This is a genomic window from Undibacterium sp. GW821-FHT11B02, assembly GCF_058808955.1.
Genome location: NZ_JBXASD010000006.1, coordinates 83,045 through 99,836 on the forward strand (window position 1 = coordinate 83,045; position 16,792 = coordinate 99,836).

Genomic DNA, 16,792 nt, shown 5'->3' on the forward strand with positions numbered 1-16,792 from the left:
AAATTGCGTATCATCTGCGCCTTGATTGCTTTTTTATTGTCTGGATTCTGGATTTATGCTGCCTTCGATTGAACAAAGACTTGCCGTAGAGCTGGCTGCCAAGCCAGTTCAGGTTGCCGCTGCTGTTGCCTTGCTGGATGAAGGTGCGACCGTTCCGTTTATCGCCCGTTACCGTAAAGAAGTGACTGGCGGCCTGGATGACATCCAGTTGCGCCTGCTGGAAGAACGCCTGCGTTACCTGCGCGAGCTGGAAGACCGCCGCACCGCCATCATCGCTTCCATAGAAGAACAGGGCAAGATGACACCAGTACTGCTGGACGCCATCACCCATGCTGAAGACAAGACCCGTCTGGAAGACTTGTACCTGCCATACAAACCCAAGCGCCGCACCAAAGCCCAGATCGCCGTCGAAGCTGGCCTGTTGCCGCTGGCCGATGCCTTGCTGGCTGACCCCATGCTGAACCCGGATACGGAAGCAGCAAATTACCTGAAGCCAGCCTTCACGACCGACAATGGTGACAACCCTGGTGTACCGGATGCCAAAGCTGCGCTTGACGGTGCCCGCCAGATCTTGATGGAGCGTTTTGCCGAAGATGCGACCCTGCTGCAAGCCTTGCGTGAATACCTGAATGACCATGGCATCGTGGAATCCAAGGTTGTCGCTGGCAAAGAAGAAGCCGGTGAAAAATTTGCCGACTATTTCGATTATTCCGAAACCCTGGGCACTATCCCTTCCCACCGCGCCTTGGCGCTGTTCCGTGGTCGTCGTGAAGAAATGCTGACGGTCAGCCTGCGCCTGGATAGCGAAGAAGAAAAACCAAAATGGGATGCGCCGTTGAACCCATGCGAAAGCCGTATTGCGGCCCGCTTTGGTGTCAGCCAGAAAGACCGCCCTGCAGATAAATGGCTGGTCGATACCGTACGCTGGGCCTGGCGCGTTAAAGTCTTCATGCATCTGGACACCGAATTAATGGGCAAGCTGCGCGAAACCGCAGAAATCGAAGCCATCAATGTGTTTGCCCGTAACCTGAAAGCCTTGTTGCTGGCCGCCCCTGCTGGCCCGCGCGCCACCATGGGCCTGGACCCTGGCCTGCGTACCGGTGTCAAAGTAGCGATAGTGGATGCAACCGGCAAGGTCGTTGAGTATGCGACCATTTACCCGCATCAGCCACGCAATGACTGGGATGGTTCCCTGCACGTATTGGCACAACTTGCAGCCAAACATAATGTCTCGCTGATCTCTATCGGCAATGGTACGGCTTCGCGTGAAACCGACAAGCTGGCAGGCGATCTGATCAAGCTCAAGCCTGAACTCAAGCTGACCAAGATCGTGGTATCTGAAGCAGGCGCATCGGTATATTCTGCTTCTGAATTTGCTTCAAAGGAATTGCCTGACCTGGATGTGTCCATCCGCGGTGCGGTATCGATTGCCCGCCGCTTGCAAGATCCATTGGCAGAACTGGTAAAGATTGATCCTAAATCCATCGGTGTAGGTCAATATCAGCATGATGTCAGCCAGTCGCAATTGGCGCGCTCACTTGATGCAGTGGTCGAAGATTGTGTGAACGCGGTTGGTGTGGATGTGAATACAGCGTCCGCGCCTTTGCTGGCGCGCGTGTCTGGCTTGTCATCCAGCGTCGCGCAAAGCATCGTCAATTTCCGCGATGCCAAGGGCATGTTCAACTCGCGTTCAGACTTGCGTGCGGTACCGCGCCTGGGTGACAAAACTTTTGAACAGGCGGCCGGCTTCTTGCGCATCATGAATGGCAGTAACCCGCTGGATGCTTCTGCAGTCCACCCGGAATCTTATCCACTGGTAGAAAAAATCCTGGCGGATATCAAAAAGGATGTGAAGGGTGTCATTGGTGATACTGGTCTGCTGAAATCCCTGAACCCAGCCAAATACGCCGACGAGAAATTCGGCGTGCCCACCATTACCGACATCATCGGCGAATTGGAAAAACCTGGTCGCGACCCACGTCCTGAATTTACTACTGCGACGTTTAAAGATGGCGTCGAAGAAATCAAGGACTTGCGTCCAGATATGATTTTGGAAGGTGTAGTCACCAACGTCGCCGCCTTTGGTGCTTTCGTTGATATTGGTGTGCATCAGGATGGTCTGGTACATATCTCTGCCTTGTCCAACACCTTCGTCAAAGACCCGCATACCGTGGTCAAGGCAGGCCAGGTCGTCAAGGTGAAAGTACTGGAAGTGGATGTCAAACGCCAGCGTATCGCGCTGACCATGCGTCTGACAGACGCTGCACCGGTAGCAGGCAGCAAGCCTGAACAGCGCGGTGACCGTAACGATGCCAAACGCATGAATCAGCATCGTGCACAAGCACCTGCCCCGGCAGGCAATGCGATGGCTGCCGCGTTTGCCAAATTGCGCGGCTAAGTTACTTCCCTGATCGTCAGACTGTCCCAATTTGTGACAGTCTGACCAGTGTTGCGAAAAAAAGTGACACTCTCCCTGCTCCAAGTAATCCTCGCGCCAGTCCCTGATCTCCGCCCTGGCCACACCCCACCTTCCCTGCTCCCTCTATACAAACCGTCTCACGCTATCAGCGTGCACACTGTTTTTCTTTATGGCAAACATATCCGGCTTGGCACGCCATTTGCGTTGTTGTATGTGTCGCATTGAGTATGCGCACCCTCACACAAACATACGGAGACCTCCATCATGAACATGGCAGACATCAGCAAACTGGGTATCAGCAATCCTTTCGCCAAGCGCTACGATAATTTTATCGGCGGCAAATTTGTTGCACCGGTCAAAGGCGAGTATTTCGAGAATATCAGCCCCATCATGGGCCAGGCCTTTTGTGAAGTCGCACGTTCGACAGCAGAAGACGTGGAACTGGCACTGGATGCCGCCCATGCTGCCAAGAAAGCCTGGGGAAAAACCTCATTGGCTGAGCGCTCCAACATACTGAATAAAATTGCCGACCGCATGGAAGCCAATCTGAGCCTGCTGGCAACGGCAGAGACCATAGACAACGGCAAACCCATACGTGAAACCATGGCAGCCGATATTCCTCTTGCCATCGATCACTTCCGTTATTTCGCTGGCTGCATACGGGCGCAAGAAGGTTCAGTCGCACAAATTGATGACCAGACTTACGCCTATCATTTCCATGAACCTCTGGGTGTGGTCGGACAAATCATTCCATGGAATTTCCCTATCCTGATGGCTGTCTGGAAGATGGCACCCGCGCTGGCAGCAGGTAATTGCATCGTCCTGAAACCAGCTGAACAAACACCAGCGTCCATCATGGTGCTGATCGATTTGATCAAGGATTTATTGCCACCCGGTGTATTGAATATCGTCAATGGTTTTGGTCTGGAAGCTGGCAAGCCACTGGCTACCAGCAAACGCATCGCCAAGATTGCCTTCACTGGTGAAACTGGTACTGGCCGCCTGATCATGCAATATGCGTCGCAGAATATCATCCCCGTGACTTTGGAACTGGGTGGCAAATCGCCAAACATTTTCTTTGCCGACGTCATGGATCACGACGACGCCTTCTTTGATAAATGCCTGGAAGGTTTTGCCATGTTCGCGCTGAACCAGGGCGAAGTCTGCACCTGCCCTTCCCGCGTGCTGATACAGGAATCGATCTATGATCAATTCATGGCAAGAGCCATCAAGCGTGTTGCCGCCATCAAGCAAGGCAATCCACTCGACAGCACAACCATGATAGGTGCGCAGGCGTCCCATGAACAATTGGAAAAAATCCTGTCCTATCTGGACATAGGCAAACAGGAAGGTGCCAAACTCTTGCTGGGCGGTGAAAGAAATATGCTGGATGGCGACCTGGCCAATGGTTACTACGTCAAACCTACCATTTTCCAGGGCCACAACAAGATGCGCATCTTCCAGGAAGAAATCTTTGGCCCAGTAGTGTCGGTGACCACGTTCAAGGATGAAGAAGAAGCACTGTCTATTGCCAACGATACCTTGTACGGCCTCGGTTCTGGTCTGTGGACACGCGATGGTTCACGCGCCTTCCGCGTCGGCCGTGGGATAGAAGCTGGCCGCGTCTGGACCAATTGCTACCATCTGTATCCCGCCCATGCAGCATTTGGCGGTTACAAACAATCCGGCATAGGTCGTGAAAATCACAAGATGATGCTGGATCACTATCAGCAAACCAAGAACCTGTTGGTGAGCTATAACCCGAATGCGATGGGGTTCTTTTGATTGACATTTAAGACCTCTCAACACAGAGGCACAGAGGAAGGAAAGGCGGCTCGCATGCCGCCTTCGTTCGGCAGGCAAGTAGCATGCTACTTGAATTCCCTGCTGCACCACAGAGAAGAGTAAGAGAAGGTCAAAACACTTTCTTGTATTCTATCTCTGTGTCTTTATAAAAGTAGAAGCGCAAAGACAAAATTTAAGAGGCATCATTCCTAGTTTTCTCTTGCCTTCCTCTGTGGTGAAGTAAGGGTTTCAAGCGACATGTCGCTTGCTTACGTAACGATAAATTTTTGCAAAAGTTTATTCCCTCCTCCGTGTCTCTGTGGTGAGCTTTTTGGACTTAAACATAAACAAACACGATAAGCAAAATGACCACAACACCCGCCCGCGTCACAGCTACTCCCGCCGCGCTGGAATTTATTAGTGCGTTGAAAGCCAAATACGGACCGCTGTTATTCTTCCAGTCTGGTGGCTGCTGTGACGGCAGTTCACCGCTCTGCTACGCCAGGAATGAATATGGCATAGGCGATGCCGATGTGTATCTGGGTGAGCTTGACGGCACGCCGTTTTACATGGGTAGTGAACAGTTTGAATACTGGCGGCACACACAATTGATCATCGATGTAGTGGACGGCATGGGTGGCATGTTTTCTCTCGACAATGGTACGGGAAAACGCTTCCTGACACGTTCGCGTCTGTTCACCGATGAAGAAAATGATTTGCTCGGCACCACCGTGCTGCATGGTCCGCAAGTTTAATCATTCGTCCTTCAAAGTCGCCAGTTTGCGGTAAATCGTATTACGCGACACACCCAGGGTTTTGGCAGCGGCAGATACATTGCCCTGATGCTGTTGCAAAGTCAGTTGTATGGCATCCATTTCCAATGCTTCCAGGCTTGATGCAGCCTGGGTAGCCGTTGCAGGCAAGGTGACTGGCGCTTTCACCAAAGCGACATCCTCCAAAAAATCTTCGGGAAGATGTTCCAGCCGGATTTCCATATCAGCGTCCGTCATGACGATGGCTGTGCGCAATAAATTCGTCAATTGACGGAAGTTGCCTGGCCAGCCATGCGCGTGGAAGACTTGCATGACTTCGGCTGTAATTTTGTACTGCCGGCCCTCGCTCTCTGTCGTCAACACTTTCTCTATAACGATGCCAAGGTCTGAGCGTTCACGCAAAGGGGGCAGTCGTACCACTAACCCATTCAGACGGTAATACAAGTCGTCACGGAATTCGCCTTTGCTGATCATCTCGCGCAGGTTGCGATTGGTGGCACAGATCAGGGCCAGGTTGACGGGAATGGATTTGCTGCTGCCCAGTGGGGTCACCATGCGCTCTTGCAGGACGCGTAGCAAACGTGCCTGCAGGTTCAATGGCATATCACCAATTTCATCCAGGAAAAGCGTGCCGCCATTCGCCTGCAGTATCTTGCCTATATTGCCCTTCTTGCGCGCCCCGGTGAAAGCACCGTCTTCATAGCCAAATAATTCTGACTCAATCAGGGTTTCCGGTATCGAGGCGCAGTTGACCGCAACAAAGGGGCCGGATTTGCGCGGCGAATCATTGTGTACGGCCTGGGCCAGCAATTCCTTGCCGGTGCCGGTTTCCCCTGTCACCAGGATGGAGATATCCCGCCCAATGACGCGCTTGAGTTTATCTATCGCGCGGGCAACTTGTTCGTCCCCGGTATCCAGATAATGCAGACTGGACAGTTTGGGTCTGGCATCAGCTTGTTGTACTGGTTGCGCTTCACGTGCATTGTCGAGCACATGCCTGGCTGCTGCGGACTGGCGCTTCAGGCTCTGACTTTTGGCAAAAACACGCACGCCATTGTGCAGGCACAGCGTCAACAAACCCGGCGCTGCTGTGCGGTAATGCTCGTGCAGGGCAGATACCGGCAAGCCAAACAGAGATGAGAAAGTATGCGTTTGCAAGGCAGACAAGGGTAAACCCAGCTGGAACAGGCCACTGCGGCTGGCCGATAAAAAGCGGCCATCGCTATCAAAGCAGGCAATCCCCTCCATCAAGGTACCCAGAAATTCGGGGCGGCTATGAAAGCTGAGTTTGATCGCATCCTGGAAAGAAGACGCAAACAATTGATTTTCTATCATCTGCGCCGACATGCGCACCAGAGCCATGGTGTGCTTATGGAAATTATGCTGGTCACCAGTCACATCCAGCACACCAATGACATTGCCATTGACATCAAAAATCGGTGCGGCAGAACAGGTCAGGAAACTATTTGCTTCCAGGTAATGTTGATCTGCGTGGACTATTGTTGGTATTTTTTCGGCAATGGCCGTGCCTATGGCATTTGTGCCTTTGCTACGTTCTGACCAGGCCACACCGGGGCTAAGGGCCACCCTGTCGGCTTTTTCCAGAAAATCGGCATCCCCCAGAGTATGAATGATGAGTCCATTCACGTCGGTCAGGATGACCATATTGTGGGTATTGATTATTTGTTCATACAAGGTTTCCATGACTGGCACCGCATGCTGGTGCAAGACCTGGTTTTGCTCCAGCATCGCTTTAAGGTCAGTCTTGCCCAAAGGACCATAATCCGGCGCGGCTGTGCGCGGCAAGCCGTAGGCGGCGGAACGTTCATGTGCCTGTTCTATCATCATGCGGGTAGATGAAGCAGAACTTATGCCAAGGCCAGGTGGTACTTGCCCTGATGGAATTCTTGTATCACGTATATGCATACGGGTCTCCAGCAACATGGCCTGTTATAACGGCTCTGAGGTCTTAATGTAACATTATTGGTATCCGGTGTCGGGAACTTCAAGTGGATTTTAGCCCTTCCTTTCTCCCATCGTCTTGACACAGGTCAGCTACACTGAATTGAGCTTTCCTCTATAATGAGGGGATTCGTTATTTAAGGAAGATAGCCATGAGCGACGTACAAAGCTGGATTAAAGAAACCGTCACAGGAAACCCTGTCGTTTTATTCATGAAAGGAACTGCCCAGTTCCCTCAATGTGGCTTCTCTGGCCGCGCCGTACAATTACTGAAAGCCAGTGGCGTGCAAAACCTGGTTACCATCAATGTGCTGGACGACGCAGAAGTACGCCAGGGCATCAAGGATTTTTCCAACTGGCCTACCATCCCTCAATTGTATGTAAAGGGTGAATTCGTCGGCGGTTCAGACATCATGAATGAAATGTTTGAAAACGGTGAATTGCAAGCCCTGCTGAAAGATTAAGACAGGAATGACAACTCATGCCGCACCGAAGCGCCTGATTGTTGCCATTACCGGCGCGACAGGTGCTATCTACGGTGTGCGGTTGTTGCAAGTATTGCGTGAGATTCCCGGGGTGGAGAGCCATCTGCTGATTTCAGAAGCGGGTGTATTGAATCTGCATCAGGAAATGGAGTTGAAGCGCAAGGATGTCGAAGCCCTGGCCGACGTTGTTCATAATGTGCGTGATGTCGGTGCCAGTATCGCCAGTGGTTCGTTTTTGTCAGATGGTATGGTCATCGCGCCCTGCTCGATGAAAACCCTGGCGGCAGTGGCGCATGGTTTGTCCGACAATCTGATCACCCGCGCTGCCGATGTGGTCTTGAAAGAGCGCCGTCGCCTGGTCCTGATGGTGCGTGAAACGCCCTTCAATCTGGCACACTTGCGCAATATGACTGCTGTCACCGAAATGGGTGGCGTCATCTTCCCGCCCTTACCTGGCTTTTACCACCGCCCGCAAAGCATAGAAAATATGGTCGACCATACTCTCGGTCGGGTACTCGATATGTTTGCCTTGCATCATGAGCTGACACCGCGCTGGCAGGGTATCAAAGAAAATTCCTGATTCTTCACTCCAGTACCAGCTCTTGCGACAAATAAGAATACACCGCTGATACACGGCGCAAATGCCGGGCTTCGGTATGGGTCAGCAACCATAATTCTGTCTGACATTCATCCAGAACCTCCGTCAATTGCAGCAAGTCTTTGCGGCCTTTAGCAAGAAACAATGGCAATATTCCCAGACCCAGTCCTTGCCCGACCAATTCGGCCACGGTCAGTATGCTATTGACCTTATAGCTAGCTTGCAGCTTGGAAAAATGTTTCTTGCGCCAGACAACGGAAGGGTGATCAGGCAAGGCATCATCAGGTGCTATCCAGTTGCTTCGCTGGGCAATGTCAGCGTCAAAATGTTTGATCTTGCTTTTGCTTCCTGCATATAGGGCTACCTTGATGGGACCCAGGTGCTTGCCTATCAAATGTTGTGGCGGTCGCTTGCTGGCCCGGATGGCAATATCAGCATCACGCCTGGTCAGGCTGGCCAGTTCGTTACCGGCATTCAAGTCCAGGCTCAGCAAAGGGTGCAACAACTGCAAAGGTTTCAAGACTGGTGCCAGCAAGCCGTGCAATATGGTATCGGTAGTGGTAATACGCACCGCACCCGCAATCTGATCCGGCTGCATTTGCATGGCTGAGCGTGCAGCTTCGAGTTGCGCTTCCATCTGCTCTGCATGCCTGGCCAATTCCTGCGCCAGCTCATTGGCTTGATAGCCTGTGCGTGAGCGTTCAAACAGACGCTGGCCCAAACCTTTCTCCAGTTTTTGTATGCTGCGAAATACGGTCGATGCATCCAATGACAGACGTTCACCGGCCTCTGCCAACTTGCCCGTGCGTACCAGCGCCAGCACTACCTCCAGATCAGTGGCATTTAATCTGTATTGCATTTTTGCATTCATAGCTTGTATTTACGCCTATTTCCATTGCATACCCGAAATTCTATATTAGCGCCATCTGACTTTTTCTGGAGAACAAAATGTCTGACTCATCCATCCACAGCAGCGTTGCCTATGGCATCACGCTGTTACGCGTCAGCCTGGGTATCATGTGGCTTGCCCATGCCTTGCTGAAGCTGTTTGTTTTCACTCTGCCTGGTACCGCCCAGTTTTTTGTCAGCATAGGTTATCCAGGTTTTCTTGCTTATCCCGTCTTTGCTATGGAATTGCTGGGTGGCTTAGCCTTGGTGCTTGGCATCTATGGTCGGCAGACTGCGCTGGCTCTGGTACCCATCATGACGGTCGCAGCCACTGTACATTTTGGGAATGGCTGGGTACACACCAGTCCGAACGGTGGCTGGGAATATCCAGTCTTTTTGATCACCACCTCGATTGCTGTCTGGCTGCTTGGTGACGGTGCATTTGCATTGCGTCGCAGCACGCGATTTTCATTGGCATAAAAAGGAGCCGCGATGGACAATAAATACACCCTGATCAGTCATGCGCTTTGCCCTTATGTGCAAAGGGTGGCAATAACCCTGGCTGAAAAAGGTCTGGCATTTGAACGTATCGACATCGATCTTGCCAACAAACCAGATTGGTTTCTTGAAGTATCACCGCTGGGTAAATCACCGGTATTGCTGGTGGATGGACAGGCAATTTTTGAGTCAGCTGTGATTTGCGAATACCTGGATGAAACCACGCCGCCCAGGCTACATCCCGAAGCTGCACTGGACAGAGCACAACACCGCGCCTGGATAGAATTTGCATCCGCCACGCTGAATAGTATCGCCGGTTTTTATAATGCCCCAGATGAGCAAACATTGACCGTCAAGACGGCAGAATTGCAAGCCAGATTTGCGCAACTGGAAGCTCGCCTGGCAAATGGTCGGTATTTTTCTGGTGAACACTTCTGTTTGGTCGATGCAGCATTTGCCCCTGTGTTTCGCTATATGGATGTGTTTGAGCAAATAGCCGATTTTGGTCTTTTTGCAAACCAGCCCAGACTCAGGGCATGGCGAAACGCTTTGCAAATGCGTCCGTCTGTACAGAGCGCAGTAACGGGAAATTATCCGGCTTTGCTGTATGCATTCTTAGGTGCACGCGGTTCTGCATTGTCACGCCGCATGGAATAAAAAAGACGGCGCAGATTGTTCATCTGCGCCGTCTTTTCAAGCTGAAGATATCATCAAAGATTGTTCTTCAAAAATTCCCACTTCGCTTTTTGTAAAGACCAGATGGTCCAGTCACCACGTGGGCCGTGCCCGGCACCCGGATACAACTGCAGGTTGTAGTCCTTGCCATTTTTGATCAGCTCATCAATCAGCATAACGGTATTCTGCGGATGCACATTGTCGTCCATGGTGCCATGCATGATGAGGATTTTACCGCTCAAATCCTTGGCCGCTTTCAATACGCTGCCCTTGTCATAGCCTTCGGCATTTTCTTGCGGCAAACCCATATAACGCTCGGTATAGATACTGTCATACAAACGATAATCGGTGACTGGTGCACCGATAAAACCTAGTTTCCATGCCTTGCTATGGGTCATCGCATACGATGTCATGTAGCCGCCATAGCTCCAGCCATTCAGGGCTATCCTGTCCATATCGGCCCAGCCCTGCTGACGCAGCCATTCCAGGCCATCGAGTTGATCCTGCAATTCCAGTTGACCCAGTTTCTTATGTATCGGCCAGGCGCTGACTGCGCCCTTGTTGCTGGCGCTGCGGTTATCCAGTATCCACACTATATAGCCTTGCTGCGCCAGAAAGTGATGCCAGAGGTTGCTATTCCAGCGATCAATAACCTGCGGTGCCATGGGACCGGAATACAGGTGCTGGTAAACAGGATATTTTTTCCTGGGGTCAAAATCCGGTGGCAGGAACAACAGGCTTTCCATCAAAAAGCCATCACGTGATTTGATTTGCTGTTGCGTCACAGTGGCAAGCTTCAGACCCTGCATTTTTTCTGGTATGCCTACATCATCAACCAGCTTCAGAGATGTGCCTTCGGCATCGAACACTGCCTGCCGTGGTGGCTGCTTCAAACTGCTCCAGCTATCGATGAAATGGGTGTAGGCAGTATTCCAACGCGCCATATGCGTGCCGGATTCTGTCGTCAGTCTTTGCGGTTTACCGCCTTCCAGACTGACTGCATACACGTCGTTGCCTATGGGATTGCGTTCATTGGCGGCAAACAATACCCGCCCCCTGCTGTCATCCACACCATATACATTACGGACATCCCACTCACCCTGGGTAATGGCCCCCTTCAACTGGTAATGTGCGTCATAACGATATAAATGCCGGTGGCCGCTGCGGTCAGACTCCCAGACAAAGCTGCCATCTTTCAAAAACTGGGGCAGCGGTAAACGATCTGTCCATGCCGGACTACTTTCGCGCAGCAATTGTCTGCTGCGGTATCCGGCATCATATAAACGCAAGTCGAGCCAGGTCTGCACCCGGTCTTGCCAGGATGCCAGCAGTTTGCCATCCGGCGTCCAACCTACTTGTACGATCAGGGTTTCCTTGCCAGGATAAGGATTCTCCGTCCAGCTGGTTTTACCCGCCATATCGACGACACCCAGTTTGACATCAGGATTGGGATCGCCAGCCTTGGGGTAACGGGTGCGCTCGGTCTTGACTGGTTGCACATGATCGCCACTAAGCGTGTACACCGGCACCTTGCTTTCATCGAAACTCAGGTAGGCCAGCTTTTGTGAATCTGGTGCCCACCAGAAGGCGCGCAAGCGACCACGGCCATACACCTCTTCCATATACACCCAGTCCAGGCGAGCATTGAATACCGTTTCACTGCCACCTGTGGTCAACCTTCTTTCGGTGGCACTGGCGACATTGGTCACATACAGATCATTACCCTTCAGGTAAGCGACCGATTGCAGATCAGGGGACAGCAGGGCTTCATCTTTTGCCACATCAGGTGCGTGGGTCAACTCCCTGACCTTGCCCTGCTGCAGATCCAGCAACCATAAGTCATTCTTGTAAGTGAACAGATAAGACTTCAGTTCAGGCTTGATCAGCGGCGTCAGCTTATCCACCTGGGCTCTGGCCTCGCGTTCGGGAATGCTGGCCGCCGTCATCATGGCCAGGATATTGCCATCTGCTGGCAGCACCTGTTTTTCCCAGGTGACAGGATTGACAAGCAACTGCTGCACAACACCATTGGTGCTCTGGGTCTCTATCAGGCGGTTTTGTGCATCCCATGCCAGGCGAGTGAGGGGTGTGGTATCAAATTTTTCTTTTTTTGTTGGGTGATACAGCATTTCCAGACTTAGCATGCCGTCTTGCGCCTGCACTTGGGTGACAGCCATACCAGCCAGCCACAAAGAAAACAGCGTTAACCTGTAGTATGCATTGCGCAACTTCATAACATTCCTCACAAATCGATTCCGGGGAAATCAGGCCATTTCATGATAAGTCACGAAACGTGATCAATCTTCAAAGGAATTATGACCGTGGTCAAGGGATAGGGTTCCTGCCCAACAGGCATGAGCAGAAAATAAGACAAAGCCGCGTTACCAATCAGACATGCAGGTATTTCCCTTGAGGCATAAGGAGCTTGCCTATTTCGGAACCTTATTCATCACCGTCCAGTACAAGCCAGTTTGGGCAACGACACTCATGAAGGCATCAAAATCAACTGGCTTGATGAGATAGCTATTGACACCCAGTTTATAACTTTCGGCCACGTCGCGACTCTCAGCGGAAGAGGTCAGCATGACTACCGGTATGGTTTTACTTCTGTCGTCGGCCTTAAGTCGCCTGAGCACTTCAATGCCATCCATTTTAGGCATTTTGACATCCAGCAAAATCAGCTTGGGATTCGCTTTGTTGCGACCGGCGTATATACCAGTACAAAAGATGAAATCCAGCGCAGCGACGCCATCCCTGACCCAGATCAGCTTATTGCCAAGATTATTTTTCTTTAGCGCGCGTATCGTCAGTTCCGCATCTTCTTCTGTGTCTTCGACCAGCAAGATTTCTACTGCTTCCAGTTCATCCATTGTGCTCTCCTATAGGCAAGGTGAAAAAGAAAGTTGCACCTTCATCGATCGTTGATTCCGCCCAGATACGTCCGCCGTGCCGGCTGATGATGCGATGTACGATAGCCAGGCCAACGCCAGTACCGCCAAATTCGTCAGCATTGTGCAACCGCTGGAATACGCCAAACAACTTGTCGTAATATTCCATATCAAAACCAACACCGTTATCCTTGATCACGTACTGCAGCATATTATTTTCGACGTTACCACTGATCTCAATACGCGCATGCTCTTTTTTGCTACTGTATTTAATGGCATTGGCGAGCAGATTCATCCAGGCCTGCTTCATCAAGCTGCGATCAGCAAGTGCCGGTGGCAAGGCCGACAATTGTATCTCTGGCGGGTCAGGTATTTGCTGCACCGATTCTGCAATGACTTCCTGCACCAGTGCTGTCATGTCGATGGGAAATTTGACAACCTCCTGCCGCCCTAACCTGGAAAAAGCCAACAAATCGTCGATGAGATTGCCCATACGCTGACTATTGTTGCGTATGACAGCGAGGTAGCGTGCAGCGTTCCTGTCCAGGCTGGCAGCATAATCTTCTTCCAGCATGCGGCCAAAACCATCAATGGCCCGCAAAGGTGCACGCAAGTCATGGGAAACGGAATAGGTAAAACTTTCCAGGTCTGAAGTACGCTCATCAATTCGCTGTTCCAGCGTTTGATTCAGTTCTTGCAGCTCATCGTTCAGTATCGCCTGCTGGCGCGTTCTTTCTTCGACTTTGCTCTCCAGTTCAGCATTCGATTTTTGCAATGCCAGTTCCAGGGCAGAACGCTGCACATTTTGATTTTTTAGCAGCAAAAAAGTAAGTAATAAAATAGCAAAACCCAACAGGTTGCCGGCCACAATGAGGAGTATTGTACTGGATGTACTTTGGATTGAATCCTGTTTTCTTTGTACCAGCAAAAGACTTTCTGCATCTGCAAATTGCTGCATCGCCTGTATCAAAGGTTTGAATTCCACATCCAGCCGTGCAGCATCAGCATCTTTGGCTTGTTCCGGCAAAATCTGCCTTGCTGCGTCAAGATGAGATGGCAATATCTGACGCAATTGCGTGAGTCTGTTTTTCTGCAAGGGATTGTCTTTGGCCAGCCGCTGCAATGCAAGCATTTTATCGTCCAGGGCAGCGGTGACGGCATTGAATTCATGTTGATCGCCGGCGCGCCTGGCTTGCTGCAAGGTGGAAATCAATTCATCTGCATACAGTCTGACTTGATAAGTATGGTCTACCCAATTGGTACGCGCATCCAGCGCGCGCAAGCTGCCATAAGAAACAAACATGGTAGTGATGAGTACAGTAACAGAGACGCCCAGAAACAAATAGATATTCGATTCATTTTTGGCAGGCCCATCTGCCCCGGATCTTTCAAATAACAGTGCACAGGCGAATAAACTCATGCCCAGACCAGTTGAAAATGCCATGCGCGGAAAACCGTACCAGCTATAAGCCAGATCTAGCAACAATGCATAACCGACCATACCTAACACACTGATGGTCAACATGACGACTGCCAACATGCGTGGCTTCAGATAAGAACTACCTTCCTTGCGCAACAGCCCAATGCCACCAACCAGGAATGCCAGCGCCGTATTGGGTGCCATGCGACCTGGATGTGGATTGGCATCGCCAAACCAGCTATGCAGGGCGGGCATATCCAGACCCGTGTCGATGGACAACAGATTTTCGAACAACATCAGACTGGCGATCAACATGATGAGGATGCCAGCCATATTGCGGATCAACAAGGTATGTACTGCTCGAAACATCGGCAAGACAAATGCAATTCCTGCGCAGAAAAAACAAAATGCCGTTGAAAACACCATGACCGTACTACTAGGAAAAACCAGAACCCACAGTGGTTGCCGCAACACCCAGCCGACCATCGTCTCTGACCCCAGCAGCACCAGGCCTAGCCCAATCAGTCCTGGTTGAGTGAGAAGACGCTTCATTGTCGGGCTCTCCTTAGTATCAAAGTCTGATGCATATTCAAGCACAGATCACTTCTGTACCTGATTCAGACTACCTGTCCTGAACCGCCGCATAAGGCATCAGGACATGTAATCCATGGCAATTTCAACAATTGACAAAATGAGAATATCAGAAAAAGATGGTTTTGCCAGCAATTATCGCAAGCGATTATTTATCACATTTAAACGTGAAAAATTTCTCACACCAGACGCGGCACTATGTTGAAGGCTCAAATGAGCGGCAAAAATGCAGATATGCAAAAAACCATGAAAGCCTTTTGCAACAAAGAAGAGACAAAAAGAAAAATCCCACCGTTATTGCTAACGATGGGATTTTAATTTGGTGCCGACTGCCGGAATCGAACTGGCCACCTGATGATTACAAGTCAACTGCTCTACCAAATGAGCTAAGTCGGCGAAACTGTTTCCGTTCTTGCTTCGTTTCCGTTGCATTCCCGAAGACCAAGATTATAGGCTATTTTATTATTTTTAGCGAGGGTTTTTCTGATTTTTTTTCAGGTTTTTTTACTTCCTCTTGTGGGGCAGCTGTTTCCACTGGTGTGGGCTTGCTATTCACTGCGGCCAGGCCAAGTACAGGTTTGACGGGTTCTTCTGCCCCCTCATCCGTTGCTGGGGTCTCGTTCGCTTCACTCAGATCGACTTCGAACGCCATGCCCTGGCCATTTTCGCTGGCGTAGACCGCCATGACGTTTTCAACAGGCACATGAATATCGCGTGATACGCCGCCGAATCTGGCTTTAAAGGCGACGGCATCATTATCCATTTTTAAACCACTGGTGGCACCAAAACTGATGTTGAGGACGATCTCGCCATTGCGCACAAACTCCATGGGGACGCGTGCAGCATGATTGACTTTGACGGCCATGTACGGGGTGTAGCCATTGTCGGTACACCATTCATAAATGGCACGCATAAAATAAGGTTTGGTGGATATTTCTTGCATGCTTATACCATCAGGCGGAAAGTGTATTTCAAGAATAGGCGCGGAGCCCAAAAACAACAAGGCTGACGTAGTGCATCAGCCTTGTTATCCCTAATCTGTAACTGGCAGCGCTTAACGGCGCATGACCTTTTCAGAAGGCGTCAGTGCTTCGATATAGGCAGGGCGAGAGAAAATGCGTTCTGCATATTTCATCAACGGTGCTGCAGTTTTCGACAATTCTATGCCGTAGTGATCGAGGCGCCACAGCAATGGTGCAACGGCCACGTCGAGCATGGAAAATTCATCGCCCAACATGTATTTGTTCTTGACGAACAAAGGAGCAAGTTGAGTCAGGCGATCACGGATTTCTGCGCGCGCCTTGTCCTGTACCTTGGCCGACGCAGTGTTCTTGTCGTTTTCCAGGGTATGGACGTGGATGAACAATTCTTTTTCGAAGTTGAACAACATCAGACGGGCTCGTGCACGTTGCAACGGGTCTGCCGGCATCAGTTGCGGATGCGGAAAACGTTCATCGATGTATTCGTTGATGATATTGGATTCATACAATATCAATTCACGCTCGACCAGAATTGGCACCTGACCATAAGGATTCATGGTCGAGATGTCTTCAGGTTTGTTAAACAGATCAACATCGCGGATTTCAAAATCCATGCCTTTTTCGAACAGAACCAGGCGGCAACGCTGAGAAAATGGGCAAGTTGTGCCCGAGTAGAGAACCATCATTTTATAGTTCCTTAGAAACGATCAGGGCGAGGAGCCAGTTTAGCGCGCCTCACCCCTGGGATTACACGTCCGTTTACGACGGAGAAAAACGGACGATCTCAAAAACCCCCGATCCATGCTGATAGCAGCACAAACCGGGAACAT

Annotated in this window: 14 protein-coding genes and 1 tRNA gene; 7 read left to right on the top strand and 8 right to left on the bottom strand. The window is 50.8% G+C overall.

Annotated features, from left to right (window positions below):
• Positions 1-55: 55 nt before the first annotated feature.
• The 3 genes from AC1RVX_RS13865 to AC1RVX_RS13875 all read left to right on the top strand — a co-directional run bounded on the left by AC1RVX_RS13865 (position 56) and on the right by AC1RVX_RS13875 (position 4,959).
• On the top strand, positions 56-2,398 hold the full coding sequence (locus AC1RVX_RS13865) for a Tex family protein (protein ID WP_493217189.1): 2,343 nt from the start codon (positions 56-58) through the stop codon (positions 2,396-2,398).
• A 285-nt stretch (positions 2,399-2,683) separates the two neighbouring features.
• The gene (adh, locus tag AC1RVX_RS13870; RefSeq protein WP_493217190.1) at positions 2,684-4,204 is read left to right on the top strand and encodes an aldehyde dehydrogenase; all 1,521 of its coding nucleotides are present in this window, start codon (positions 2,684-2,686) and stop codon (positions 4,202-4,204) included.
• A gap of 365 nt (positions 4,205-4,569) precedes the next feature.
• Positions 4,570-4,959, top strand: a complete 390-nt coding sequence (locus AC1RVX_RS13875; RefSeq protein ID WP_493217191.1) for a DUF779 domain-containing protein — start codon at positions 4,570-4,572, stop codon at positions 4,957-4,959.
• On the opposite strand, the gene AC1RVX_RS13880 is transcribed toward AC1RVX_RS13875, so the two are convergent.
• On the bottom strand, positions 4,960-6,822 hold the full coding sequence (locus tag AC1RVX_RS13880; protein WP_493217535.1) for a sigma-54-dependent Fis family transcriptional regulator: 1,863 nt from the start codon (positions 6,820-6,822) through the stop codon (positions 4,960-4,962). It abuts the gene before it with no gap.
• A 269-nt stretch (positions 6,823-7,091) separates the two neighbouring features.
• Between AC1RVX_RS13880 and grxD the strand changes: the two genes are divergently transcribed.
• Both grxD and AC1RVX_RS13890 read left to right on the top strand, forming a co-directional pair.
• Positions 7,092-7,403, top strand: coding sequence for a Grx4 family monothiol glutaredoxin (gene grxD / locus AC1RVX_RS13885; RefSeq protein ID WP_493217192.1), 312 nt, complete (start codon positions 7,092-7,094; stop codon positions 7,401-7,403).
• Between the two features lie 7 nt (positions 7,404-7,410).
• Positions 7,411-8,004, top strand: a complete 594-nt coding sequence (locus AC1RVX_RS13890) for a UbiX family flavin prenyltransferase (RefSeq protein WP_493217193.1) — start codon at positions 7,411-7,413, stop codon at positions 8,002-8,004.
• Positions 8,005-8,008: 4 nt separating this feature from the next.
• On the opposite strand, the gene AC1RVX_RS13895 is transcribed toward AC1RVX_RS13890, so the two are convergent.
• Positions 8,009-8,893, bottom strand: a complete 885-nt coding sequence (locus tag AC1RVX_RS13895; protein WP_493217194.1) for a LysR family transcriptional regulator — start codon at positions 8,891-8,893, stop codon at positions 8,009-8,011.
• Between the two features lie 77 nt (positions 8,894-8,970).
• Here AC1RVX_RS13895 and AC1RVX_RS13900 point away from each other — a divergent pair, with 77 nt between their 5' ends.
• Together AC1RVX_RS13900 and AC1RVX_RS13905 are read left to right on the top strand one after the other, a co-directional pair.
• Complete coding sequence (locus AC1RVX_RS13900) at positions 8,971-9,390, top strand: DoxX family protein (protein ID WP_493217195.1); 420 nt, start codon at positions 8,971-8,973, stop codon at positions 9,388-9,390.
• A 12-nt stretch (positions 9,391-9,402) separates the two neighbouring features.
• Entirely contained in the window at positions 9,403-10,065 is a 663-nt protein-coding gene (locus AC1RVX_RS13905; RefSeq protein WP_493217196.1) for a glutathione S-transferase family protein, read from the top strand.
• A gap of 53 nt (positions 10,066-10,118) precedes the next feature.
• Here AC1RVX_RS13905 and AC1RVX_RS13910 read toward each other — a convergent pair whose 3' ends face one another.
• The 6 genes from AC1RVX_RS13910 to AC1RVX_RS13935 all read right to left on the bottom strand — a co-directional run bounded on the left by AC1RVX_RS13910 (position 10,119) and on the right by AC1RVX_RS13935 (position 16,648).
• Positions 10,119-12,317 (bottom strand): S9 family peptidase, encoded by a 2,199-nt coding sequence (locus AC1RVX_RS13910; protein ID WP_493217197.1) that lies wholly within the window; start codon positions 12,315-12,317, stop codon positions 10,119-10,121.
• Positions 12,318-12,512: 195 nt separating this feature from the next.
• Positions 12,513-12,953 (bottom strand): response regulator, encoded by a 441-nt coding sequence (locus AC1RVX_RS13915; RefSeq protein WP_493217198.1) that lies wholly within the window; start codon positions 12,951-12,953, stop codon positions 12,513-12,515.
• The gene (locus tag AC1RVX_RS13920) at positions 12,946-14,943 is read right to left on the bottom strand and encodes a sensor histidine kinase (protein ID WP_493217199.1); all 1,998 of its coding nucleotides are present in this window, start codon (positions 14,941-14,943) and stop codon (positions 12,946-12,948) included. The genes AC1RVX_RS13915 and AC1RVX_RS13920 overlap by 8 nt, the downstream gene beginning before the upstream one ends.
• Positions 14,944-15,302: 359 nt before the next feature.
• Positions 15,303-15,378: transfer RNA gene (locus AC1RVX_RS13925), tRNA-Thr, on the bottom strand.
• A 58-nt stretch (positions 15,379-15,436) separates the two neighbouring features.
• A complete protein-coding gene (locus AC1RVX_RS13930; protein WP_493217200.1) occupies positions 15,437-15,925 on the bottom strand; it encodes a ClpXP protease specificity-enhancing factor in 489 nt (162 codons plus the stop codon).
• 111 nt (positions 15,926-16,036) lie between these two features.
• Positions 16,037-16,648, bottom strand: coding sequence for a glutathione S-transferase N-terminal domain-containing protein (locus AC1RVX_RS13935; protein ID WP_110256517.1), 612 nt, complete (start codon positions 16,646-16,648; stop codon positions 16,037-16,039).
• Positions 16,649-16,792 lie beyond the last annotated feature (144 nt).